This window comes from Aquabacter cavernae, from assembly GCF_003993795.1.
GTDB classification, from domain to species: Bacteria; Pseudomonadota; Alphaproteobacteria; order Rhizobiales; family Xanthobacteraceae; genus Aquabacter; species Aquabacter cavernae.
In genome coordinates, this window is record NZ_RWKV01000008.1 from 1,328,960 (window position 1) to 1,350,238 (window position 21,279).

At 68.1% G+C, this 21,279-nt stretch carries 18 protein-coding genes; 10 read left to right on the top strand and 8 right to left on the bottom strand.

What is annotated here, in order from left to right; translation table 11 throughout:
- Window positions 1-23 precede the first annotated feature (23 nt).
- The 7 genes from rfbB to EJJ38_RS10765 all read left to right on the top strand — a co-directional run bounded on the left by rfbB (window position 24) and on the right by EJJ38_RS10765 (window position 10,849).
- Window positions 24-1,079 (top strand): dTDP-glucose 4,6-dehydratase, encoded by a 1,056-nt coding sequence (gene rfbB / locus EJJ38_RS10735; protein ID WP_127090053.1) that lies wholly within the window; start codon window positions 24-26, stop codon window positions 1,077-1,079.
- A complete protein-coding gene (gene rfbD / locus EJJ38_RS10740) occupies window positions 1,079-1,954 on the top strand; it encodes a dTDP-4-dehydrorhamnose reductase (RefSeq protein ID WP_245454183.1) in 876 nt (291 codons plus the stop codon). Before rfbB ends, rfbD begins: the two co-directional genes overlap by 1 nt.
- Before the next feature lie 16 nt (window positions 1,955-1,970).
- Window positions 1,971-2,843: a glucose-1-phosphate thymidylyltransferase RfbA gene (rfbA, locus tag EJJ38_RS10745; RefSeq protein WP_127090054.1), complete on the top strand. Its 873-nt coding sequence runs from the start codon at window positions 1,971-1,973 to the stop codon at window positions 2,841-2,843.
- A gap of 190 nt (window positions 2,844-3,033) precedes the next feature.
- Window positions 3,034-3,807, top strand: a complete 774-nt coding sequence (locus EJJ38_RS10750) for a ferredoxin--NADP reductase (protein WP_127090055.1) — start codon at window positions 3,034-3,036, stop codon at window positions 3,805-3,807.
- A 92-nt stretch (window positions 3,808-3,899) separates the two neighbouring features.
- On the top strand, window positions 3,900-7,187 hold the full coding sequence (locus EJJ38_RS10755; protein WP_127090056.1) for an autotransporter domain-containing protein: 3,288 nt from the start codon (window positions 3,900-3,902) through the stop codon (window positions 7,185-7,187).
- Window positions 7,188-7,352: 165 nt separating this feature from the next.
- Window positions 7,353-8,111: a DUF4198 domain-containing protein gene (locus EJJ38_RS10760; protein ID WP_127090057.1), complete on the top strand. Its 759-nt coding sequence runs from the start codon at window positions 7,353-7,355 to the stop codon at window positions 8,109-8,111.
- Window positions 8,112-8,125: 14 nt separating this feature from the next.
- A complete protein-coding gene (locus EJJ38_RS10765; RefSeq protein WP_127090058.1) occupies window positions 8,126-10,849 on the top strand; it encodes a sulfite reductase flavoprotein subunit alpha in 2,724 nt (907 codons plus the stop codon).
- Window positions 10,850-10,927: 78 nt separating this feature from the next.
- Here EJJ38_RS10765 and EJJ38_RS10770 read toward each other — a convergent pair whose 3' ends face one another.
- Together EJJ38_RS10770 and thiD are read right to left on the bottom strand one after the other, a co-directional pair.
- Window positions 10,928-11,542 (bottom strand): helix-turn-helix domain-containing protein, encoded by a 615-nt coding sequence (locus tag EJJ38_RS10770; RefSeq protein WP_127090059.1) that lies wholly within the window; start codon window positions 11,540-11,542, stop codon window positions 10,928-10,930.
- Between the two features lie 93 nt (window positions 11,543-11,635).
- Entirely contained in the window at window positions 11,636-12,445 is an 810-nt protein-coding gene (gene thiD / locus EJJ38_RS10775; protein WP_245454184.1) for a bifunctional hydroxymethylpyrimidine kinase/phosphomethylpyrimidine kinase, read from the bottom strand.
- A gap of 176 nt (window positions 12,446-12,621) precedes the next feature.
- Between thiD and EJJ38_RS10780 the strand changes: the two genes are divergently transcribed.
- A complete protein-coding gene (locus EJJ38_RS10780) occupies window positions 12,622-12,858 on the top strand; it encodes an Lrp/AsnC ligand binding domain-containing protein (RefSeq protein WP_127090061.1) in 237 nt (78 codons plus the stop codon).
- A gap of 6 nt (window positions 12,859-12,864) precedes the next feature.
- Here EJJ38_RS10780 and EJJ38_RS10785 read toward each other — a convergent pair whose 3' ends face one another.
- From EJJ38_RS10785 to EJJ38_RS10795, 3 genes are read right to left on the bottom strand one after another with little or no spacing between them, the layout of a single operon-like run.
- Entirely contained in the window at window positions 12,865-13,392 is a 528-nt protein-coding gene (locus EJJ38_RS10785; protein WP_127090062.1) for a chromate transporter, read from the bottom strand.
- Window positions 13,389-13,967 carry a chromate transporter gene (locus EJJ38_RS10790; RefSeq protein ID WP_164738473.1) on the bottom strand — a complete coding sequence of 193 codons (579 nt, stop codon included), beginning with the start codon at window positions 13,965-13,967 and terminating at the stop codon, window positions 13,389-13,391. The genes EJJ38_RS10785 and EJJ38_RS10790 overlap by 4 nt, the downstream gene beginning before the upstream one ends.
- Window positions 13,964-14,860 carry a DMT family transporter gene (locus EJJ38_RS10795; RefSeq protein WP_127090064.1) on the bottom strand — a complete coding sequence of 299 codons (897 nt, stop codon included), beginning with the start codon at window positions 14,858-14,860 and terminating at the stop codon, window positions 13,964-13,966. The genes EJJ38_RS10790 and EJJ38_RS10795 overlap by 4 nt, the downstream gene beginning before the upstream one ends.
- A gap of 270 nt (window positions 14,861-15,130) precedes the next feature.
- Here EJJ38_RS10795 and EJJ38_RS10800 point away from each other — a divergent pair, with 270 nt between their 5' ends.
- Window positions 15,131-15,802: a cytochrome b/b6 domain-containing protein gene (locus EJJ38_RS10800; protein WP_127090065.1), complete on the top strand. Its 672-nt coding sequence runs from the start codon at window positions 15,131-15,133 to the stop codon at window positions 15,800-15,802.
- Window positions 15,803-15,924: 122 nt separating this feature from the next.
- Here EJJ38_RS10800 and EJJ38_RS10805 read toward each other — a convergent pair whose 3' ends face one another.
- The 3 genes from EJJ38_RS10805 to EJJ38_RS10815 form a co-directional block, all read right to left on the bottom strand.
- Window positions 15,925-16,350, bottom strand: a complete 426-nt coding sequence (locus tag EJJ38_RS10805; protein ID WP_127090066.1) for a c-type cytochrome — start codon at window positions 16,348-16,350, stop codon at window positions 15,925-15,927.
- A 122-nt stretch (window positions 16,351-16,472) separates the two neighbouring features.
- Window positions 16,473-18,785 (bottom strand): xanthine dehydrogenase family protein molybdopterin-binding subunit, encoded by a 2,313-nt coding sequence (locus tag EJJ38_RS10810; RefSeq protein WP_127090067.1) that lies wholly within the window; start codon window positions 18,783-18,785, stop codon window positions 16,473-16,475.
- A gap of 146 nt (window positions 18,786-18,931) precedes the next feature.
- Window positions 18,932-19,678: a competence/damage-inducible protein A gene (locus EJJ38_RS10815; protein WP_127090068.1), complete on the bottom strand. Its 747-nt coding sequence runs from the start codon at window positions 19,676-19,678 to the stop codon at window positions 18,932-18,934.
- A gap of 161 nt (window positions 19,679-19,839) precedes the next feature.
- On the opposite strand from EJJ38_RS10815, the gene EJJ38_RS10820 reads away from it, so the two are divergent.
- Window positions 19,840-21,255, top strand: a complete 1,416-nt coding sequence (locus tag EJJ38_RS10820) for a circularly permuted type 2 ATP-grasp protein (protein WP_127090069.1) — start codon at window positions 19,840-19,842, stop codon at window positions 21,253-21,255.
- Window positions 21,256-21,279 lie beyond the last annotated feature (24 nt).

Here is a 21,279-nt window from a genome sequence, read left to right on the forward strand (position 1 = left end):
CGGACGACGCAAGCGGGTAAGACATGGCACAGCGCATTCTGGTCACGGGCGGGGCGGGCTTCATCGGATCGGCGGTGGTGCGCCACCTCATCGCCGCCGGGCGGGACGTCCTCACCTTCGACAAGCTCACCTATGCGGGCAACATGGCCTCGCTCGCGCCGGTGGCGGACAATCCCCGCCACGCCTTCGTGCGCGGCGACATCTGCGAGGCGGAGCAGGTGCGGGCCGCGCTGGAGAGCTTCCGGCCCGACCTCGTCATGCATCTGGCCGCCGAATCCCATGTGGACCGGTCCATCGACGGCCCTGCGGCCTTCATCGAGACCAATATCGTCGGCACCTATGTGATGCTCCAGGAAGCCCTGCGCTACTGGCGCTCGCTGTCCGGCGCCGAGGCGGAGGCGTTCCGCTTCCACCACATCTCCACGGACGAGGTGTTCGGCACCTTGGGCGCCGAGGGCCTGTTCCGCGAGGATACCCCCTACCAGCCCAATTCGCCCTATTCCGCCTCCAAGGCGGGATCCGACCATCTGGTGCGCGCCTGGTTCCACACCTATGGCCTGCCCACCGTGATGTCGAACTGTTCGAACAATTACGGGCCCTATCATTTCCCCGAGAAGCTGATCCCCCTCGTCATCCTCAACGCGCTGGAAGGCGCGCCGCTGCCGGTCTACGGCACGGGCGAGAATGTGCGCGACTGGCTGTTCGTGGAGGATCACGCCGAGGCGCTGGTCCTCATCGCCACCAAGGGCCGCCTGGGCGAGAGCTACAATGTGGGCGGCGCCAATGAGCGGCGGAACATCGACGTGGTCCGCACCATCTGCACCATCCTCGACGAGATCCGCCCGGACGCGAAGATCGGGCGCCGCGAGGATTTGATCCGCTTCGTCACCGACCGCCCCGGCCATGATGCGCGCTATGCCATCGACTTCTCCAAGCTGAACGGCGAACTGGGCTGGTCGCCGCGCGAGACCTTCGAGAGCGGCCTGCGCAAGACCATCGAATGGTATCTGGCCAACGAAGCCTGGTGGGAGCCGCTGCGCACCCGCTATGCCGGCCAGCGCCTGGGGCTCGCCTCCTGATGCGCATCCTCATGTTCGGCGCCAATGGACAGGTGGCGCGCGAGACCGTGGCGCTCGCCGCCGCGCAGGGCCGCGATCTCGTGGCCCTCGACCGCACCCAGGCGGACATTGCGGACGCCGAGGCGGTCGCCCGCGCCATTGCCGAGGTGAAGCCGGACATCGTCTTCAACGGCGCCGCCTATACCGCCGTGGACAAGGCGGAGGGCGACCCCGCCGCCGCCGAACGCGGCAATGCCACCGGCCCGGCCGTGCTGGCCGCCGCCTGCGCCAAGGCGGGCATCCCCCTGGTGCACATCTCCACGGACTATGTGTTCGACGGCACCAAGACAGGCGCCTATGTGGAGAGCGACCCCATCGCGCCGCTCGGCGTCTATGGCGGCACCAAGGCCGCCGGGGAGGCCGCCGTGCGCGCCGCCACCGAGCGCCATGTGATCCTGCGCACGTCCTGGGTCTATGGCGCCCATGGGGCGAACTTCCTCAAGACCATGCTGCGCCTTGCGGGCGATCGCGACCGGCTGACCATCGTCGCCGACCAGCGCGGCTGCCCCACCGCCACCCGCGATATCGCCGAGGCGCTGTTCGCGGTGGCCGATGCCGTCGCGGCGGGCACGGTGCGCTACGGCACCTATCATTTCGCCGGCACGGGCGCGACCACCTGGCACGGCTTCGCCAGCGAGATCATCGCCCACGCGGCGCGCCATACCGGCCGCACGCCGGACGTGGCGGCCATCACCACCGCGGACTATCCGACGCCCGCACAGCGTCCGGCCAATTCCGAGCTTGATTCCAGCCTGTTCGAGCAGACCTTCCGCTACCGCGCCGCGCCCTGGCAGACGCGCGCGGGTGAAGTGGTGGACACCCTGCTCGCCCCTTGAGAACTTTGGAGGTCCCGTGAAGGGCATCATCCTCGCCGGTGGGTCCGGCACGCGCCTTTATCCCATGACGCAGGTCGTGTCGAAGCAGCTTCTGCCCGTCTACGACAAGCCGATGATCTACTATCCCCTCTCCACGCTGATGATGGCGGGGATCCGGGACATCCTGATCATCACCACGCCCCATGACAGCGCGCTGTTCCAGAAGCTTCTGGGCGACGGCAGCCAGTTCGGCATCCGCCTCGAATATGCGGTGCAGGAAAGCCCGCGCGGTCTCGCGGACGCCTTCATCGTCGGCCGCGAGTTCGTGGGCGACGACCGGGTGGCGCTGATCCTGGGCGACAATCTCTATTTCGGCCACGGCCTGCCGGAACTGCTGGCCGAAGCCACCTCGCGCGAGACCGGCGCCACCGTCTTCGCCTATGCGGTGCAGGACCCCGAGCGTTACGGCGTCGTGGAGATGAGCGGCGAGGGCCGCGCGCTCTCCATCGAGGAGAAGCCCGCCAAGCCGCGCTCCAACCTCGCGGTGACCGGCCTCTATTTCTACGACAACCGGGTTCTGGACATCGCGGCGGCGGTGAAGCCTTCGGCGCGCGGCGAGATCGAGATCACCGACGTGAACCGCGCCTATATGGAGATGGGCGAGCTTCATGTGAGCCGCATGGGCCGGGGCTTCGCCTGGCTCGACACCGGCACGCCGGATTCGCTCACCGAGGCCGCTTTGTTCGTGCAGATCCTGGAACAGCGCCAGGGCCTGAAGATTTCCGCGCCCGAGGAGATCGCCTACCGCTCCGGCTTCATCGACGAAGCGCAGCTGCGCATCCTGGCGACGGCCCTCGGCAAGTCGGCCTATGGCCGCTATCTCGTTCGCGTGGCGGACGAGGAGGTCTGACACCCTGGAACGCGCGATGCGCGGCCGGGGAAACGACATGAGGGACACGGCGCCGCATGGGAACTGCCCCAGGTGGCGCCGGTGCAGTTATTCGTTTATAAGTGAAATTGAAAATATCACAGATCGGAAACGGTGAATGCGGTGGAGACCCATCGCATGCACCGCCCGCTCCGCTTTCGATGACGGCGCCATGAGCAATCTGAACCAGGAAACGGTGACCAGCGTCCATCATTGGACGGACCGCCTGTTCACCTTCACCACCACCCGCGACCCGGGCTTCCGCTTCCTCAACGGCCAGTTCGTGATGATCGGCCTTATGGTGGAGGGCAAGCCGCTGCTGCGGGCCTATTCCATGGCCAGCGCCAATTACGAGGAAGACCTGCGCTTCTTCTCCATCAAAGTGGCGAACGGGCCCCTCACCTCGCGCCTCCAGCACCTGCAGGTGGGCGACAAGCTGCTGGTGGGGCGCAAGGCCACGGGGACGCTGGTCCAGGACAGCCTCATCCCGGGCAAGACGCTCTATCTCCTCTCCACCGGCACGGGCCTTGCCCCGTTCCTCTCGGTGGCGCGGGATCCCGACGCCTATGAGCGGTTCGACAAGATTGTGCTGGTGCACGGTTGCCGCACGGTGGCCGAGTTGGCTTATGACAATTATCTCACCAACGAACTGCCCAACGACGAGTTCATCGGCGAGATGGTGCGCGAGAAGCTCATCTATTATCCGACCGTGACCCGCGAGCCGTTCCGCCACCAGGGCCGCATCACCGCGCTCATCGAGAGCGGGAAGATCTTCGAGGATATCGGCCTTCCGCCCCTGGATGTGGCCAATGATCGCCTCATGCTCTGCGGTAGCCCGCAAATGCTGAAGGACGTGGTGGAGCTTCTGGAAGCCCGCGGCTTCCAGGAAGGCAGCCAGTCCCAGCCCGGTCACTATGTGATCGAGAAGGCGTTCGTGGAGCGCTGAGGCGCTTCGCCGCCACCCACACAAAGTTCCGCCGCATTTCTTGACTGCCCGCGCGGGTTGCGATCAGTGTGCCGCATCCTGCGGGGGATGACATGCTGACTCTTAAATCCAATGTCCTGGTTCTGTCCGAGACGCACGCGCCCATGGGGTTGCGTCCGGCGCTTTCGCGGGCAACCGCCCTCGGCCTCCTGGCCGCCGGCACGTTCCTGGCCTCGGCCAGCCCGGCCGCCGCACAGCTCTGCACCACCACGGCCTGCGAGCAGTCGGTCGCGACGCTCTCGGCCTTCGGCACCCTGCTGAATACGCCCGAAGGGATGGCACTGCTCCAGGCGACGCTCGCCAAGGAAATCGAGATCTACCGGACCTCGACCCTCGACCAGCAGAACCTTGCCACCATCAATGCGCAGGGACCGTTCGTGCCCTGGTATGTGAGCGGCAACATCTGGGCCATGGTGCCCGGCACCACTGCGCAGACCCTGTCCTCCACCGCGTACAGCCAGGCCCTTCCACCCCTGGTGACACAGGAACTGAACAACGTCCTCAGCACCACCTATGTGGGAGAGGCCAAGGCCTATTACGCCCAGAACGACACCTACGGCATCGCCTATGGGGTGACGAACAACACGCCGGATCCGCGCCCCTATCTGGTGACCACGGAAGTCTCGGGCCATCCCTGGACCACCGTGGCTCCCGGCCCCTTCCCCGGTCTTACGCCGAGCGACATCTGCTATCAGGCCTGCCAGTGGACGGCGAACGCGCCTGAGCCCTCCTTCCCCAGCGGCCATACGGAAGCGGGGTATACGACCGGCCTGCTCTATGCGGTTCTGCTGCCGGAATATTACCAGGGCCTCGTCACCGCCGCGCAGACCTTCGGCTACAGCCGCAACATCCTGGGCGTCCATTATCCGCTGGACGTGGTGGGCGGCCGGATCATCGCCACCTACAATCTCGTCCAGTGGCTGGCGGGTGCCTACCAGCCGAACTTCCAGCAGGAGATGAAGGACGCAGCGGAAGAGCTGCGCATCATGCTCGGCGGCAGCGCCACCGTGCCCTATGCGTCCTGCGCCTCGGACGTGGCGAGCTGCATGGCGGCGGGCGTCTTCCCCACGGCGGCCGAATTCACCGCCGCCAATCTGGCGATGGTCTCCTTCCTCACCTATGACCTTCCCTCGGTGGGCTCCACCACCGATGCGCCCATCGTGCCGGAGAACGCCTATCTCCTGCTCCAGACGCGCTTTCCCTATCTCACGCCGGACCAGATCAACGCGGTCATCGCCAGCACGGAACTGGCCTCCGGCGTGCCGCTGGACGACCACGCCACCGGCTGGGCGCGGCTGAACCTCTATGCGGCGGCGGGCGGCTACGGCGCCTTCACGTCCGACGTGACGGTGACGCTGACCGGGACCCACGGCTATCAAGCCATCGATATGTGGAGCAACAACATCTCCGGCCCCGGCGGGCTCACCAAGCTGGGCGACGGCGTGCTGGTGCTCGGCGGCGACAACACCTTCACGGGCGGCACCAATGTCGGTGCCGGCACATTGGCGCTCACCGGCAGCATGGTGGGCGACCTGACGGTGTCGGCGGGCGCCACCTTCCTCACGGCGGGCGGCTACAAGGTGGCGCGGGACGCGACCCTCACCAATGACGGCACCGTCCAGTCGGTGAACGCCGTGCTGCGGTCCCACGGAACCATCGATAATCGCGGGCTCATGGTCAGCGACATCATCAATGACGGCACGCTCACCAATAGCGGTACCATCCAGGGGGTAAGCGCCGGGCTGACGTCCAATGGCACCCTCAAGAATACCGGCACCATCGTCAGCGATGTCGCCAATGGCGGTACGCTCGCCAATACCGGCACCATCATCGGCACGCTCACCAATACCGGAACCCTGAAGGGCACCGGCGCGTTGGTGGGCGACCTCATGAACCAAGGCGTGCTCGCGCCCGGCAACAGCATCGGCACCACGAGCGTGACCGGCGCCGTCACCTTCGGGGCGGGCTCCACCTATCAGGTGGAGGTGGCCGCCAACGGGGCAAGCGATCTCCTCGTCGCCGGCGGCCCCATCACGCTGGGCGGCACGCTGCAATTCGTGCAGACGGACGCGGCGGTGCAGCCCTTCACCTCCTACACCATCCTCACGTCGGGCACGGGCATCACCGGCAGCTTCGCCACCGTCATCGACCCGTTCGGCACCGCCTTCCCCTTCCTCGACGTTGCGCTCACCACTTCCGGCACCGGCCTCAGCGCCGCCGTCATGCCCGACAGCGCCGCCTTCGCGAGCTTCCAGGGCAGCGCCAACCAGCGAGCCGTGGGCAGCGCCCTTGCCTCGCTGCCGGGCACGAACGGCCTGCTCCAGTCCGCCTCGATGCTGAGCGCGGCCGCGGCCCCCGCCGCCCTCGACCTGCTCTCCGGCCAGATCTATGCGTCCGCCGCCACCGTGCTGCAGGAGCAGTCCGGCTATGTGCGCGAGGCCATCGGCGCGCGGCTGCGCCAGACTGGTGCGGGGATCGGCACGGGCGGCCCCGCCACCGCCGCGCTCGCCCCCGGCCTTGCCCCCACCGTCTGGCTCCAGGCCTATGGCGGCTGGGGCAGCACCGACGCCACCGCCAATACGGCGGAAGTCACCCGCAGCATCGGCGGCGTGGTGGGCGGCCTCGACGTGGCGCTGGGCGAGAACTGGCGCGTGGGCCTTGCGGGCGGCTACAGCCAGTCCAGCTACAGCCTGGAGGGGCTCGCCTCCTCGGGCGGCGCCGACAGCTACGACCTCGCCGCCTATGCGGGCGGCCAGTGGGATGCGTTCGCGGTTCGCCTCGGCGCGGCCTATGGGTGGCATGACCTCTCCACCAACCGCACCGTGGTACTGCCCGGCTTCGTGGATGCCCTCTCATCGGACAATTCGGGCAACACCGCCCAGGTGTTCGGCGAACTGGCCTACGGCTTCGCTCTGGGCGCCGCCCGGATCGAGCCCTTCGCGGCCCTCTCCTACGTGCATCTCAATCTCGGCGGCTTCACCGAAGCGGGCGGCGCGGTGGCGCTCACGGGCGCGTCCCTCACCCAGGACAACACCTTCTCGGCGCTGGGCGCGCGCGTGAGCCAGTCCGTGGCACTGGGCGCGGGCACGCTCACGGCGCGCGGAAGCCTTGCCTGGCAATATGCCTTCGGCGACATGAACCCGGTCCAGACCCTCGCTTTTTCGGGCAGCACGCCCTTCTCGGTCTCGGGCGCGCCCATCGGCCGGAACGCGGCGCTCATCGGGGTGGGGCTCGATTACCGCGTCTCCACCACGGTCTCGGTGGGCGTGGCGTATTCGGGCGCATTCTCGGATGTGGGGCAGGATAATGCCGTCAACGGGCGCCTCTCCATCGCGTTCTGAAAGACCAAAAACCGCACAGATGCAGTCTGGAACGCTTAAAAACAACTGATTACAATCATTCCATAGAAACCCGGAGCGTATTGATGCGCTCCGGTGCGGTTGATATGTGGCACTTTGCTTGGCCGAAGCCCCTGCGCGCGGCCACCGCCTCAGCGCGAGGAACAGATGCCACATTCACCTCCCAGCCACCGCTTTGTGGCCCGCCTGCGTCGCGCCTTGCTGCTCGCCGGCCTCGGCTCCGCGCTCGCCGCACCCGCCTTCGCCCATGACCTTGTGGTGAAGCCCGGCACGACGGCGGACGGCAAGGTGCCGGTGGAAGTGCTGCTCACCGAGGTCTTCTTCACGGGCGACGTGGTGCTGAAGCCGGAGAACGTCACCGTCCAGGCGGTGGAGGGCACGCAGAAGAGCCCGGTGACCGTTGCGCCGGACACGGCGGCCAAGGCCCTGGCGGGCAGCGCGCCCGCCGCCGGCCCCGGCCTCGTGGTGGCCAAGATCTCCCGCACCCGCCCTGCCCGCGAGGACGCCGGGCGGCCGCCCGAGCCCGCCACCCTTTCGGAAAGCACCTCCAAGGCGCTGGTGAACCTCGCCCCCGGAACGGCCGGGTTCGGAACCCTCTCCGGCGACCGGCTGGAGATCGTCCCACTCGCCAATCCGGCGGACCTGAAGGTGGGCGACGAACTTCCCGTACAGGTGCTGTTCGACGGCAAGCCGCTGCCCGTGCGCGTTTTCGCCACCCATGACGGCTTCTCGACGCGCGAGGGCACCTTCGCCACCACCGCCGTGGGCGAGAAGGAAGAGCCCGCTTATGTGAAGATCACCGCCCCCGGCCTCTGGGTGGTGAAGGCCTCCCACGCCCAGGCCGAGGACGCCCCCAGCCACAAGCGCTACAGCGCCAATTCCAACCTCGTCTTCCTGGTGAAGTAGGGCTGGGCGGCGCGATGTTGAAGGCGGTCTGGTTCCAGATTCATTGGTTCCTCGGCATCACGGCCGGACTCGTGCTGGCCGTGGTGGGTGTCACGGGCGCGATGCTCTCCTTCGAGGGGGAGATCCTCGCCGCGCTCAATCCCGAGGTGGTTCATGTGGCGCCGCAGCCGGGCGGCCCGCTCGCCCCCGCGGCGCTTCTGGAAAAGGTGCGCGCCAACGCGCCGGGCCGCACCGTCACCGCCCTCAACATCTCGGCCGATCCCGCCACCTCCGCCCGCGTCACCCTCGCCCCCCTGCCCGGCGGGACGGGCGGGCCGCGCGGCGAGACGCGCTATGTGAACCCCTATGACGGCGTCTTCCTGGGCGATCTGCAGGGCCAGGACTTCTTCCGCACCACCATGCAGATCCATCGCTGGCTGGCCTCCGGAGACGTGGGCAAGCAGATCGTCGGCGCTTCCACCATCGGCCTCATCATCCTGTCCCTGTCGGGCCTCTATCTGCGCTGGCCCCGGCGCTGGCACGATTGGAAGAGCTGGCTGCCGCTCGACCTCTCCCGGCGCGGGCGCAACCTGTTCTGGGAACTGCATTCGGTCATCGGCACCTGGGTGCTGCCCTTCTATCTGCTGGCCTCGCTCACCGGCCTCTACTGGTCCTATGACTGGTATCGCGGCGCCCTGTTCGACATCACCGGCACGCCCCGTCCCCAGCAGATGGGACCCGGAGGCGGCGGCCAGCGCCCGCCCGCTCAGCCGGGCCAAGCACAAGGCGGCCAGCAGGCCGCCGGCCAAGGCGCGCCGCAAGGGGCGCCTCAAGCCGCGCCTTCTGCCGCCCAGGGCCAGCCGGGCGGCGCGCCGCAGGGCGCTCCCGGCCAGCAGGCCCAGCGCGGCCCAGGCGGCGGACAAGGTGGCGGACAAGGTGGCGGTGGACAAGGCGGCGCGGCCCGTGCCCCGCTCGATATCGCCAAGCTCTGGGGCGTCTTCCTGAAGGAGAGCGGCGGCTATTCCACCGCCACCCTGCGCCTGCCCCAGGGCAATGCGCAGACCCTCACCATTTCCTACCAGTCCCTCGACCCGGCCCATGAACGGGCGAACAACACCCTTGTGCTGGAGGCATCCGGCACGGTGCGCGAGCACAAGCGCTATGACGACCTGCCGTTCGGGCAGAAGATCATGGCCAGCATCTTCGTGCTGCATGCGGGCAGCTATTTCGGCATGCCCGGCCTGATCCTGATGATGGTGGCGAGCCTGCTCATGCCGCTCTTCACCATCACCGGCTGGCTGCTCTATCTCGACCGCCGCAAGAAGAAGAAGCTGGTGCGGCAGGCGGTGCGTGGCCTCGGCGCCTCCGCCGCCGACGACGCCCCTCTGCTGATCGCCTTCGCCAGCCAGAGCGGCACCGCCGAGCGGCTGGCATGGCAGAGCGCGGGCGCGCTCCAGGCGGGCGGGCTGCCGGTGAAGGTGGCCGCCCTCTCCTCGCTGGGGCCGGATGCGTTCGGCGCGGCAAAGAGGGCGCTGTTCGTGGTGTCCACCTTCGGCGAAGGCGAGCCGCCGGACCAGGCCCGCGCCTTCGCCCGCCGCATGACAGGTGCCGCGGATGGGCTGGCGCAGCTCGATTACGGCGTGCTCGCTTTGGGCGACCGGGCCTATGGGCAGTTCTGCGGCTTCGGCCGGGCGCTGGACGACTGGCTGCGGGCGAACGGCGCCACGCCGCTCTTCGAGCGCATCGAGATGGACAAGGAGGACGGCGCGGCGCTGGAGGAATGGCAGGCACGCCTGGGCGAGATCGCGGGCAAACCGCTGAACGGCCCGCTCGTGCCTCCGCCCCCCCAGGCCTTCGAGCCCTGGACGCTCGCCTTGCGCCGCCATCTCAATCCCGGCAGCGTGGGCCTGCCCACCTTCCATCTGGCATTCACCCCGCAAGTGGCGCGCGACTGGCAGGCGGGCGACGTGCTGGAAGTGCGCCCGCGCAATGCACCGGCCGCCGTGGCCGAGCGCCTGACCGCCGCCGGGCTCCCGGCCGATGCGCCCGTCACCCGCGAGGGGCGCATCGAGACGCTGGGCGCGTGGCTCACGCGGTCCATTCTTCCCCCGGAACTGGTGGGCACCCCGGAGGCCATCGTCCAGGACCTCCTGCCCCTGCCCACGCGCGACTATTCCATCGCCTCCATCCCGGCGGACGGTCGGGTGGAGATCCTGGTTCGCCAGACCCGTACACCGGAAGGCGGCCTTGGCCTCGGCTCCGGCTGGCTCACGGTGCATCTGGCCGATGGCGGCGACGTGGAGGCCCGGCTGCGGAGCAATTCCGCCTTCCACGGCCCAACGGACGACCGCCCGCTCATCCTTATCGGCAACGGCACCGGGCTTGCGGGGCTGCGCGCCCATCTGAAGGCCCGCATCCATGGGGGCCATGACCGCAACTGGCTGATCTTCGGCGAGCGCAACCGGGCGGCGGACTTCTATTTCCGCGACGAGATCAGCGCGTGGCACAGTTCCGGCGGCCTCGCCCGCCTCGACTTCGCCTTCTCGCGCGATCAGGCGGACCGCATCCATGTGCAGGAGGTGGTACGGGCGTCGGCCGCCGACATCGCGGCCTGGGTCCAGGAGGGCGCCGCCATCTATGTGTGCGGAAGCCTGAACGGCATGGCGCCGGCCGTGGACCATGCGCTGGCGGAGATCATCGGGCGCGAGACGCTGGACGCCATGTCCGCTGACCGACGCTATTGCCGCGACGTGTATTGAGGCAGCGGCGAGATGCCCCCTCTCCTTCGTGGGAGGGGACAAGAGACGTGATGGCGAGCCTTGCCGGAAGCCGCCGTCCTAATCCAGCACCGCCGCCTTCATCATGCAGACCATGAAGGCATGGGCGGGCACCGGGCCCGTATTGCGGATCACATGGCGCCGGTCGCAGCGATAGCGCAGGGTCTCGCCCGCCTTCACGGTCTCCACCGCGCCCGCCACGTCCACCTCCAGCGCCCCTTCCAGGACGCTCAGGCACTCGATGGCGCCGCGCTGGTGCCCGTCGGAATCCAGCTCCCCGCCCGGCTCGGCGTGGAAGTCGTAATATTGCAGCCACTCCACCGTCTTGATCCAGCCGATGATGGACAGGCGGCACAGGCCGTCCTCGGAGACCAGGAGTGGGGTGTCCGCGCGGGAGAGCTTCTCCAGAAACGGCCCGTCATCTGAGGAGGCGAGCACCCGCTCCACCGACATGTCCAGCGCCTGGGAGAGGCGCCAGACGGTCGCCAGCGTGGGATTGGTCTCGTTGCGCTCGATCTGGCTGATGATGGACTTGGCCACGCCCGACTGCTCGGACAGCTCCGAAAGCGAGAGGTTATAGGCTTTCCTCAGGCGCTGGATGGTCTTGCCCAGTTGGCCGGTGATGACCTGCGCGCCCTGTTCCATATTGCGCTCGCCTGACCGTTCCCGCGACATCCCACTTCCTTCTTCCGAACGCACGTTCGCTGTTCCGTACGATAGCGGGATTTGGGCGGCGCACCAAACCCTTCGCGGCGGCGCGGTCGTCCGTCACCACAAATCGAAGAAATGGTGCACCGGCCCATGGCCGTGCCCCACCTTCAGGTCGTCTGCGGCGGCGATGGCGCCGGTGATGTAGCGCTTCGCCTTGGCCACCGCTTCTTCCAGGGGAAACCCATGGGCGAGGCCCGCCGCGATGGCGGAGGAGAGGGTGCAGCCGGTGCCGTGGGTGTTGCGGGTGGCCGCGCGCGGCGCGGGAAAGCGCGTGACGCCCGCGGTGGTCACCAGAAGGTCCACGCTCTCCGGCCCTTCGCCGTGCCCGCCCTTCATGAGTACCGCGCGCGCGCCCATGCCCATGAGCCGCACGCCCTGCTCCTGCATCTGTGTTTCCGTGCGCGCCACGTCCGCGCCCAGCAAAGCCGCCGCCTCGGGCAGATTGGGCGTGATGAGGTCGGCGCGTGGCAGGAGCCGCAAGGTCAGAGTCTCCACCGCCGCGTCCTCCAGCAGCCGCGCGCCGGAGGCGGCCACCATCACCGGGTCCAAAACCACGGGCGCGCCGGGCCAGCGGGCGAGCCCCTCGGCCACGGCCGCGATGGCGGGCGGGCGGGAGAGCATGCCGATCTTCAAGGCGCGCACGTCCAGATCATCGAACACCGCATCCATTTGCGCGGCGATGAAATCCGGCGGCACATCATGGATGGCGGTGACGCCCAGCGTGTTCTGGGCGGTGAGCGCGGTGAGGATGCTGGCGCCGAAGCAGCCCAGCGCGGAAAAGGTCTTCAGGTCGGCCTGAATGCCCGCGCCGCCGCCGGAATCGGAGCCGGCGATGGTCACGGCGATGGGAATGGACGGTCGGGTCACGGCGGGCTCCGAAATCAAGGAACGCGGCATGATGCCGGGCGCTGGGAAGGTTTCAGACCATCATCTAATATGACGGCGCGCCGGACGCGAGAGCGCGGCCTTGAAAGCGGCGCCTGTTTTGTCCACCTTGCGCCCGCCCGGGCGGGACCCATCGCCCGGCAATCGCGGAGGCGCCGGTGATCCCCTTCTTCATGCAGATCAAATGCCAACTCGGCCGCTCCTACGACGTGGCCAACGCCATCGCCGACGCGGAGATCGCCTCCGAGATCTATTCCACCGCCGGCGATTTCGACCTGCTGGTGAAGTTCTACGTGGCCGAGGGCACGGATATCGGCCATTTCGTGAACGAGAAGGTGCAGGTCATCGCGGGCATCCAGGACACCCGCACCATCATCACCTTCAAGGCATTCTGAGCCCCCTCACACGAGGCCGAGCGCGCCGCAGGCCCCGCCCGCCAGCAGGAAATAGAGCGGGCTGGTCCGCAGCACCAGCATCCCGAGCGCGGCGGCGCCGGTCAGCAGATAGCCGGTGAGCGAGCTGTCGGTCGCGCCCATCAGGATATAGGCGCTCGCCAGCACCACCCCCACGGTGAGCGCCGCGAGGCCCCGCTGGATGGCGATGCGCACCCGCGACTGGGCGAAGCGATCGGAGAGGCTTGCCATGACGCAGGCCGCAGCCCCCGTGGGCACGCACATGAGCACCGTGCCCACCACCGCGCCATAGACCCCCGCCACATACCAGCCGATGAGCGTGACAAGGATCACGTTCGGCCCTGGCGTCACCTGGGCGATGGCGAACAGGTCCGAGAACCGGCTGTCGCTCATCCAGCCGCTGTCCACGGACATGCGGTGCAGCTCCGGGATGACGGCGTTCGCCCCGCCGATGGCGAGGAAGGAAATGTAGGACACCGCGAGGGTGAAGTCGGTGAGCGAATCGCGTCCGGTCATCGGGACCAGCGCCAGGCTGCGAGAATGGAGAAGGGCGCGAGCACGAGGATCACCGCCAGCAGCGGAAAGCCCAGGGGCCCCGCTGCCAGGAAGGCGACGGCGGCGAACACCAGGATGTGTGGGCTGCGCCGTTCCGCATAGGCCATCTTCGCCCCGAGCGCGACGAACAGGCCGATGGCCGCCGCCGAGATGCCGCGCAGGGCCCCCGAGATGAACGGCATCTGGCCGTAGCGCAGATAGAGCGTCATGAGGGTCAGGCCGATGATGCAGGGCGCCACAACGAGCCCGGTAAAGGCCGCCACCGCCCCCGGCAATCGTCCGAACCGCCAGCCCAGGCAGATGGACATGTTGCAGATGTTCGGCCCCGGCATGAGCTGGCAGATGGAGAGCAAGTCGTTGAACTCGGTGGGGCCGAGCCACTGGTGCCGTTCCACCAGTTCGCGCCGGGCGAACGGCAGCGCGCCGCCGAAGCCCGACAGGGCGATGCGCAGGAAGGTGAGGAACAGCATGGACACGCTGGGTGGCCCGGCGGGAACCGTGCCGGACGGGGACGGTTCGGCCGCCCCTGCGCTCATGGGGCGATCCGCGAGCGGGCCCGACGTTCCGCCTGCCGCTCGCGCAGCGCGATGCCCGCGCCGGAGGCCACCACCAGAGCGGAGCCGCAGAACACCAGGGCATGGGGCCATTCGCGGAAGAACATCGCGCCGAACAGCACCGCCCAGAGCAGGGTCGCGTAATTGAACGGCGCCACCACGGAGGCGGGCGCCACCCGGTTGGCGGCGGTAAGGAAGATCTGCCCCAGGCCGCCCAGTAGGCCCAGCGCCACCAAGGCAAGGCCGTCCTCCAGGCTGGGCAGCGTCCACCAGGGCAGTGTCACGAGGCTGGCGAGGCAGGCCACCACGGAGAAATAGAAGACGATGGAGCCGGTGGATTCGGTCAGCGTCAGGCGGCGCACCTGCGTCACCGCGAAGCCTGCGAGCAGCGCGCCGCCCAGCGCGCAGCCGACGCCGATATAGGCGCCCTCCGCCGCGAGCCCGTGGGTCGAGAACAGCGGCAGCAGCATCAGGAGGATGCCGACGAGGCCGAGGCCCACGGCCACCCAGCGATAGGCCGGCACATGCTCGCGCAGGAACACGGCGGCGAGCACCACCACCACCAGCGGCGTCACATAGGAGAAGGCCACCGCCTCGGCGAGCGGGATGAAGGACAGGGCCACGAAGCCGAGCCACATGGAGACGACGCCCACCCCGCCGCGCACCAGATGGCCGCCCACATTGCGGGTTCCGAGCGTGCGCAATTCCCCGCGCCAGGCGAGCCAGACCAGCAGCGGCACCGTGCCGATGGCGCTGCGCGCGAACACCACCTCGCCGCTGGGCACGGCATCGGCCACGCCACGCACAAGCGCCTGCATGCCGGCGAAGGCGAGGGTCGCGCAGATCTGGAGGACGATTCCGAGGGGGATATTCATGGGGCTTTCGTCACGCGGGACGGCTGGTGCCCCCTATAGCGCGGCTTTGCGACGCGGAGTCATGCAACATCGGAATACGCTTCGCGCGAGCCGCCCCGTGGGCGGGGGGCAGCGCCGAAAGCCTTACCGAATGTTGCAATCTTCACGACTTCTTAAAGACTTATCCGTGCGTTCCGGGCACTTTTCGCCGCTCGCGCGATTGTGCAACGCAACACGCCTTGCACTTGCGCGTCCGCATGCCTTGAATGCCGCGCAGATACGGAGGTGATCATGGCGCAAGCCGATCCGCAGAAGATGCGTTGGGTCAAGATCTGGGACGCGCCGACGCGGCTGTTCCACTGGACGCTGGTGGCGCTCATCATCGGCGCCTATGTGACGGCGGAGAACGGCTGGATCGACTGGCATTTCCGCTGCGGCTACTCGATCATCGCGCTGCTGCTCTTCCGTCTCGGCTGGGGGCTGGTGGGCAGCGATACGGCCCGTTTCGTGCGCTTCGTGAAGTCGCCCTTCGCCGCGCTCGGCCATCTCGCCCATTTCACCCGCCGCGAGCCGGACACCGAGGTCGGGCACAATGCCGCCGGTGGCCTCATGGTGCTGGGCATGCTGGCGCTTATCGGATTTCAGGTGGGGTCCGGCCTGTTCTCCACAGACGGCATCTTCACCGACGGTCCGCTGGCGAGCCTCGTGGGATCGGACATGTCGGAGCGCATCACCGGCTGGCATGTGTTCAACTTCAACCTGATCCTCGCCGCAGTGGCCATGCATATCCTGGCCATCCTCGCCTATGCGGCGGTGAAGCGGCACGATCTGGTGCGCCCCATGGTGACGGGCGTGAAGCGCCTGCCTGCGGCCATCGCCGCGCCGCGCATCGCGCCCTGGTGGCGCGCGCTCCTGGTGTTCGCCGTGGCGGCAGGCGCGGCCTGGGGGCTTTCGGCCGCCTGAGCCGATCGCTGGAGAGAAGACATAAAAAAGGGCCGGGTTTCCCCGGCCCTTTTTCTATGGGTGAGCCTGAAGAGCGCTTCACCCGTCAGCTTGAATCAACCTGACGGGATCAGGCTATGGGCTCAGCGCGCCTGATAGGTGCTGTGGCAGGTGCGGCAGGTCGCGGCGACCGCCTGGAAGGCGGACTTGAACCCGGCCTCGGTGCCGATATTGGGCAGGCCCTGCTGGACGGCCGTGTTGAACTTCGCCATTTCCGCATCGAAGCCCGCGCGATCGCTCCAGATGGCCGGAGCGGCCTTGGTGTCGCCGGTGTTGGAGCCCGCGGGGAACAGGGTGTTGAAGGTGGAGGCGTCCGTATAGGCCTTGAAGATGGCCGCCGCCTTGGCCGGATCATAGGGCTGATCGCCCTTCATGATGGCCGCGCCCGCCTTGGTCTGGTCGCCCAGCGCACCCATGAGCGCCTTGCGCTCCTTGATCACATCGGACTGGGCGAGCGCGACGCCCGCGACGAAGGGAACGAGAAGGCCGGCAAGCAGGACAGCGCGCATGGAATAACTCCAGACAAGGACAACCAGCCTGACTTAACGACCTCCTTCCTTAAGGGCCAGTCCGATACCGTTCACGCCTGCGCGAGAGATCAGCGCAGGGCGAGGCGCCATAGACGAAGGTATTAGCTGCCTCCCCCCGCCTGTGCCTGAGCGATGGCCGCGAACACGGCGGCAGGGGTGGCGGGCATGTCCAGATGGGCGATGCCGTAGCCACGCCAGAGCGCATCCACCACCGCATTCATCACCGCCGGGCAGGAGCCGATGGCCCCCGCCTCCCCTGCCCCCTTCACGCCGAGCGGATTGGTGGTGCAGGGCACGTTGCGCATCTCGAAATGCAATGGCGGCACATCCAGCGCCCGCGGCAGGGCATAGTCCATGAAGCTGGCGGTGAGGAGCTGCCCCTCGGCATCGAACACGGTGCGCTCCAGCAGCGCCTGGCCGATTCCCTGCACCACGCCGCCCTGCACCTGCCCCTCCAGCAAAGCCGGGGTCACCACCGCGCCGAAATCATCCACCACCACATAGGTCTCAAGCCGCACCTCCCCGGTGTCGGGGTCGATCTCCACCTCGCAGGCATGGGTACCATTGGGATAGGTGGCCTCGGGCGGGCTGAAGGCATCCTGCGCGCTGATCCGTTCCTCGCTCGCCTGCGGCAGGGCCGCGAGGTCCGCGAAGGAAAGGCGACGGTCTGTGCCCGCCACCTCCGCGCCGCCATCCACCAATTCCATGTCGCCGGGATCGGCCTCCAACGCCTCGGCGGCGAGGTCGCGGAGCTTTTCCGCCAGCCGCCGCGCGGCGCCTGCCACCGCCGCCCCGCCCACGGGAATGGAGCGCGAGCCGCCCGTGCCGTGCCCCTCTTCCAGGTCGTCCGTATCGCCCTGGAACACGTCCACCTCGTCCATGGGCAGACGCAGATGGGCGGCGGCGAGATGGGCATAAGCGGTCTTGTGCCCCTGCCCGCTGGCCTGCGAGCCGATGCGGATGCGCACCCGCCCGCTCCGCTCCAGCTTCAGGAATGCAGGCTCGGGCGCGCCGCCGCCACAGGCCTCGATATAGCTGGCGAAGCCGAAGCCGCGCAGGCGTCCTTGCCCCCGCGCCGCCGCCGCGCGGGCGGGGAAGCCCGCATGATCAGCCGCCTCCAGCGCCCGCGTCATGTGCCCGTCGAATTCGCCGCTGTCATAGAGGCGCCCGGAGGCGGTGCGGTAGGGCATGGCGGCGGGCGGCACGAAATTGCGACGGCGCAACTCCTCCGGCGCGATGCCGGTCTCCCGCGCGGCGGCGTCCACCAATCGCTCGATCACATAGGCCGCCTCGGGCCGCCCCGCGCCGCGATAGGCATCCACCGGCACGGTATGGGTGAACACCCCATGGATGCGGGCATGGAAGGCCGGGATGTCATAGACCCCTGGCAGCATGCGCGCCCCGCCCACCGGCACGAACGGGCCGTAATAGGACAGATAGGCCCCCATATTGGCGAGGGTCTCCACCCGCAGCGCCAGGAAGCGGGCATCCGCGTCGAGCGCCAGCTCGGCGGTGGTGATGTTGTCGCGCCCGTGGCTGTCCGCCTGGAAATGCTCGTTGCGGTCGCAGATCCAGGCCACCGGGCCGCCCAGTCGCCGCGCGGCCAGCGCCGCCAGGGGATATTCGGCGAAGGGGAACATCTTGGTGCCGAAGCCGCCGCCCACATCGGGCGTCACCACGCGAAGATCCTCGCGGGTCCAGCCCAGCATCTTCACCACCGCGTCGCGCAGGCGGTGGCTGCCCTGGCTGCCCAGCGTCAGGCGCACGCGCCCGCTCTCCTCCACCTCCGCCAGAACGCCGCGCGTCTCCAGGTAATTGGTCACCACGCGATTATTGACGAGGCGCAGGCGCACGACGCGCGCGGCCCGCGCAAAAGCCGTGTCCACCGGGCCGGCGTCGCCCACCTCGCTGGTGAAGGCGCGGTTATGGCCGCGCTGGGGCCAGACCAGCGGCGCGCCATCCTCCAGCGCCGCCTCCATGTCGGCCGAAACCGCGTGCGGCTCCCAGTCGATCTCCAATGCCTCGGCGGCGTCGCGCGCGGCGTCCAGCGTGTCCGCGACGATGAAGGCCAGGGGATCGCCCACATGGCGCGCCGTGTGGCGGGCCAATATGGGCCGGTGCGGCCGCCACATGCGCGCCTCGCCCACCACCGGAACGGCTGAGCCCACCGGCAGTTCGCCCGCATCCTCCACATCCGCATGGGTCAGCACGAGCCGCACGCCCGGCAGGGCCTGCACCGCGTCCAGATTGGTGAGGACGAAGCCCGCATGGGCATAAGGCGAGCGCACCACAAAAGCCGCCGCCGCACCCGCCGTCGCCGCCGCATCGGACACGAAGTTCCCGGCGCCGGTGAGGAGCGCGGGGTCTTCGAGACGGGTGAAGGGCTGGGCGCGGCCGAATTTCGGGCTGTTCATGGCGGCTCCTGGCACCGGGGCGCCCGGCGGGAAAGGACAGGCTTCCTTTCATCTGGGCGCCCGGGCGCGAAGACGCAATGCCGACCCAGCGTCAGGCCACCGCGAGAGCGCCCGCCACGGCTCGCCCTCTCGCCGCACCGGGAATGTCAGGCCCCCTGCCGGTGCGCCACCATCTCTTCCACCAGGTCCCCCACCAGTGCCAGACGCTCGGGGGAGCGGGAGCGCACGACGAGATTGGTGTTGGGTCCGTCATCGCTCATGAAGGGATAGGAGCCGATGATCACGTCCGGGAAGCGGCGGGCGATCTCGGCCAGCGGCGTGGCGATGTCGCCCTCCTTGGCATTGGCCAGCACCGTGCGCGACAGCATGGGCGTGCCCGTGCGCAGGGTGGGGATGATGGCCTCCAGCATGGCGTGCATGATGCGCGGCACCCCCGCCATCACATGCACATTGCCGATTCGAAAGCCCGGCGCCTTGGACACCGAATTGACGATCAGTTCCGACCCCTCGGGGATGCGCGCCATGCGCAGGCGCGCCGCGTTCAGGTCCGCCTCGGGAATATATTCGAGCAGCATGGCCCGGGCGCGCGGATCCACGTCGATGGGAACCCCGAACGCCTTGGCCACGGCGTCGGCCGTGATGTCGTCATGGGTCGGCCCGATGCCGCCGGTGGTGAACACATAATCGTATCGCGCGCGCAGCGCGTTCAGCGCCGAGACGATCTCGTCCTCCTCGTCCGGCACCACCCGCACCTGCTTGAGATCGATGCCGATCTCGGTGAGCCGTTCGGCGATGTGGCCGATATTCTTGTCCTTGGTCCGGCCCGAGAGAATCTCGTCGCCGATGACCAGGAGAGCCGCCGTGACCGGCTGCGCGCCTGCTGCCTCGCTCATGTCCTTCTCCTTGCCCGGTACACGGGCACCTGCGTGCCTTTTGCCCAGCTTTTGTTCAGCTTTAGCGGTGCGCGTATCGCACGCGCCGAGAACCGTCGGTTTCCTCTTTCCTTGGCACGATGTTTGTACATAGGCTGAGGCATAGCGGAGTGGCAGTCCCGATGCGGCGTATTTTCGACGAGATGAGCGGTGAGGACGGAGCGATCCGTTCGGCCTATGAAACCCTGTCGTCCTGGCTGGACAAGGTTCCTCGCGAGGTCCTGGACCAGCGCCGCAAGGAGGCGGAATTCATTTTCCGCCGTATCGGCATCACCTTCGCCGTCTATGGGGAGCAGAATTCCCAGGAACGGCTGATCCCCTTCGACATCGTCCCGCGCATCATCACCAATCAGGAATGGGCCGGGCTCTCCAAGGGCCTCGAACAGCGCGTGAAGGCGCTGAACCTCTATATCAAGGACGTGTATTCCAAGCGCGAAGTGCTGCGCGCGGGCATCGTGCCCGAGGATCTCGTCTACAAGAACCCCGCCTTCCGGCCGGAAATGAACGGCCAGCGCGTGCCGCACGACCTCTATGTGCACATCGCCGGCATCGACATCGTGCGCACCGACCCCGACACCTTCTACGTGCTGGAAGACAATGCCCGCACGCCGTCCGGCGTCTCCTACATGCTGGAGAACCGGGAGATCATGCTCCGCCTCTTCCCGGAGCTGTTCTCCATGCACAAGGTGGCGCCGGTAGACAAATATGCCGACGACCTGCTGGCGACGCTGAAATCCCTGTCGCCGCGCGCCGGGTCGGAGCCGAACGTGGCGATCCTGACCCCCGGCATCTACAATTCGGCCTATTACGAGCACTCCTTCCTCGCCGACAAGCTGGGCGTGGACCTCGTGGAAGGGCGCGACCTCTTCGTGAAGGACAATGTGGTGTTCATGCGCACCACCGAGGGTCCCAAGCGCGTGGACGTGATCTATCGCCGCCTGGACGATGACTTCCTCGACCCCCTCGCCTTCCGCCCCGACAGCGTGCTGGGCGTGCCGGGCCTCATGAGCGCCTATCAGGCCGGGAACGTCACCCTCACCAATGCGGTGGGCACGGGCGTGGCCGACGACAAGGCGGTCTATTCCTACATGCCGGACATCATCCGCTTCTATCTGGGCGAGGAACCCCTCCTGCCCAACGTGCCCACCTGGCGCTGCCGTGAGCCCGAGCACCTGAAATACGTGCTCGACCACCTGGAAGAGCTGGTGGTGAAGGAAGTGCACGGCTCCGGCGGCTACGGCATGCTGGTGGGGCCGAAGTCCGACAAGGCGCAGATTGAGGTGTTCCGCGCCAAGCTCAAGCACGATCCCGCCAACTTCATCGCCCAGCCGACCCTGGCCCTCTCCACCTGCCCCACCCTCGTGGAGGAAGGCGTCGCGCCCCGCCATGTGGACCTGCGGCCCTTCATCCTCTCCGGCTCCGACCGCGTGCGCATCGTGCCCGGCGGCCTGACCCGCGTGGCCATGAAGGAAGGATCCCTGGTGGTGAATTCCAGTCAAGGCGGCGGCACCAAGGACACCTGGGTCCTCGACGCCTGAGCCCGGCGCGCCCGCGCGCCGAAA

Bases quoted from the DNA above. Each gene is read 5' to 3' on its own strand.
- rfbB (WP_127090053.1), top strand. From the start codon at position 24: ATGGCACAGCGCATTCTGGTCACGGGCGGGGCGGGCTTCATCGGATCG.
- rfbD (WP_245454183.1), top strand. From the start codon at position 1,079: ATGCGCATCCTCATGTTCGGCGCCAATGGACAGGTGGCGCGCGAGACC.
- EJJ38_RS10750 (WP_127090055.1), top strand. From the start codon at position 3,034: ATGAGCAATCTGAACCAGGAAACGGTGACCAGCGTCCATCATTGGACG.
- EJJ38_RS10755 (WP_127090056.1), top strand. From the start codon at position 3,900: ATGCTGACTCTTAAATCCAATGTCCTGGTTCTGTCCGAGACGCACGCG.
- EJJ38_RS10760 (WP_127090057.1), top strand. From the start codon at position 7,353: ATGCCACATTCACCTCCCAGCCACCGCTTTGTGGCCCGCCTGCGTCGC.
- EJJ38_RS10765 (WP_127090058.1), top strand. From the start codon at position 8,126: ATGTTGAAGGCGGTCTGGTTCCAGATTCATTGGTTCCTCGGCATCACG.
- EJJ38_RS10770 (WP_127090059.1), bottom strand. From the start codon at position 11,542: ATGTCGCGGGAACGGTCAGGCGAGCGCAATATGGAACAGGGCGCGCAG.
- EJJ38_RS10785 (WP_127090062.1), bottom strand. From the start codon at position 13,392: ATGACCGGACGCGATTCGCTCACCGACTTCACCCTCGCGGTGTCCTAC.
- EJJ38_RS10790 (WP_164738473.1), bottom strand. From the start codon at position 13,967: ATGAGCGCAGGGGCGGCCGAACCGTCCCCGTCCGGCACGGTTCCCGCC.
- EJJ38_RS10795 (WP_127090064.1), bottom strand. From the start codon at position 14,860: ATGAATATCCCCCTCGGAATCGTCCTCCAGATCTGCGCGACCCTCGCC.
- EJJ38_RS10800 (WP_127090065.1), top strand. From the start codon at position 15,131: ATGGCGCAAGCCGATCCGCAGAAGATGCGTTGGGTCAAGATCTGGGAC.
- EJJ38_RS10805 (WP_127090066.1), bottom strand. From the start codon at position 16,350: ATGCGCGCTGTCCTGCTTGCCGGCCTTCTCGTTCCCTTCGTCGCGGGC.
- EJJ38_RS10810 (WP_127090067.1), bottom strand. From the start codon at position 18,785: ATGAACAGCCCGAAATTCGGCCGCGCCCAGCCCTTCACCCGTCTCGAA.
- EJJ38_RS10815 (WP_127090068.1), bottom strand. From the start codon at position 19,678: ATGAGCGAGGCAGCAGGCGCGCAGCCGGTCACGGCGGCTCTCCTGGTC.
- EJJ38_RS10820 (WP_127090069.1), top strand. From the start codon at position 19,840: ATGCGGCGTATTTTCGACGAGATGAGCGGTGAGGACGGAGCGATCCGT.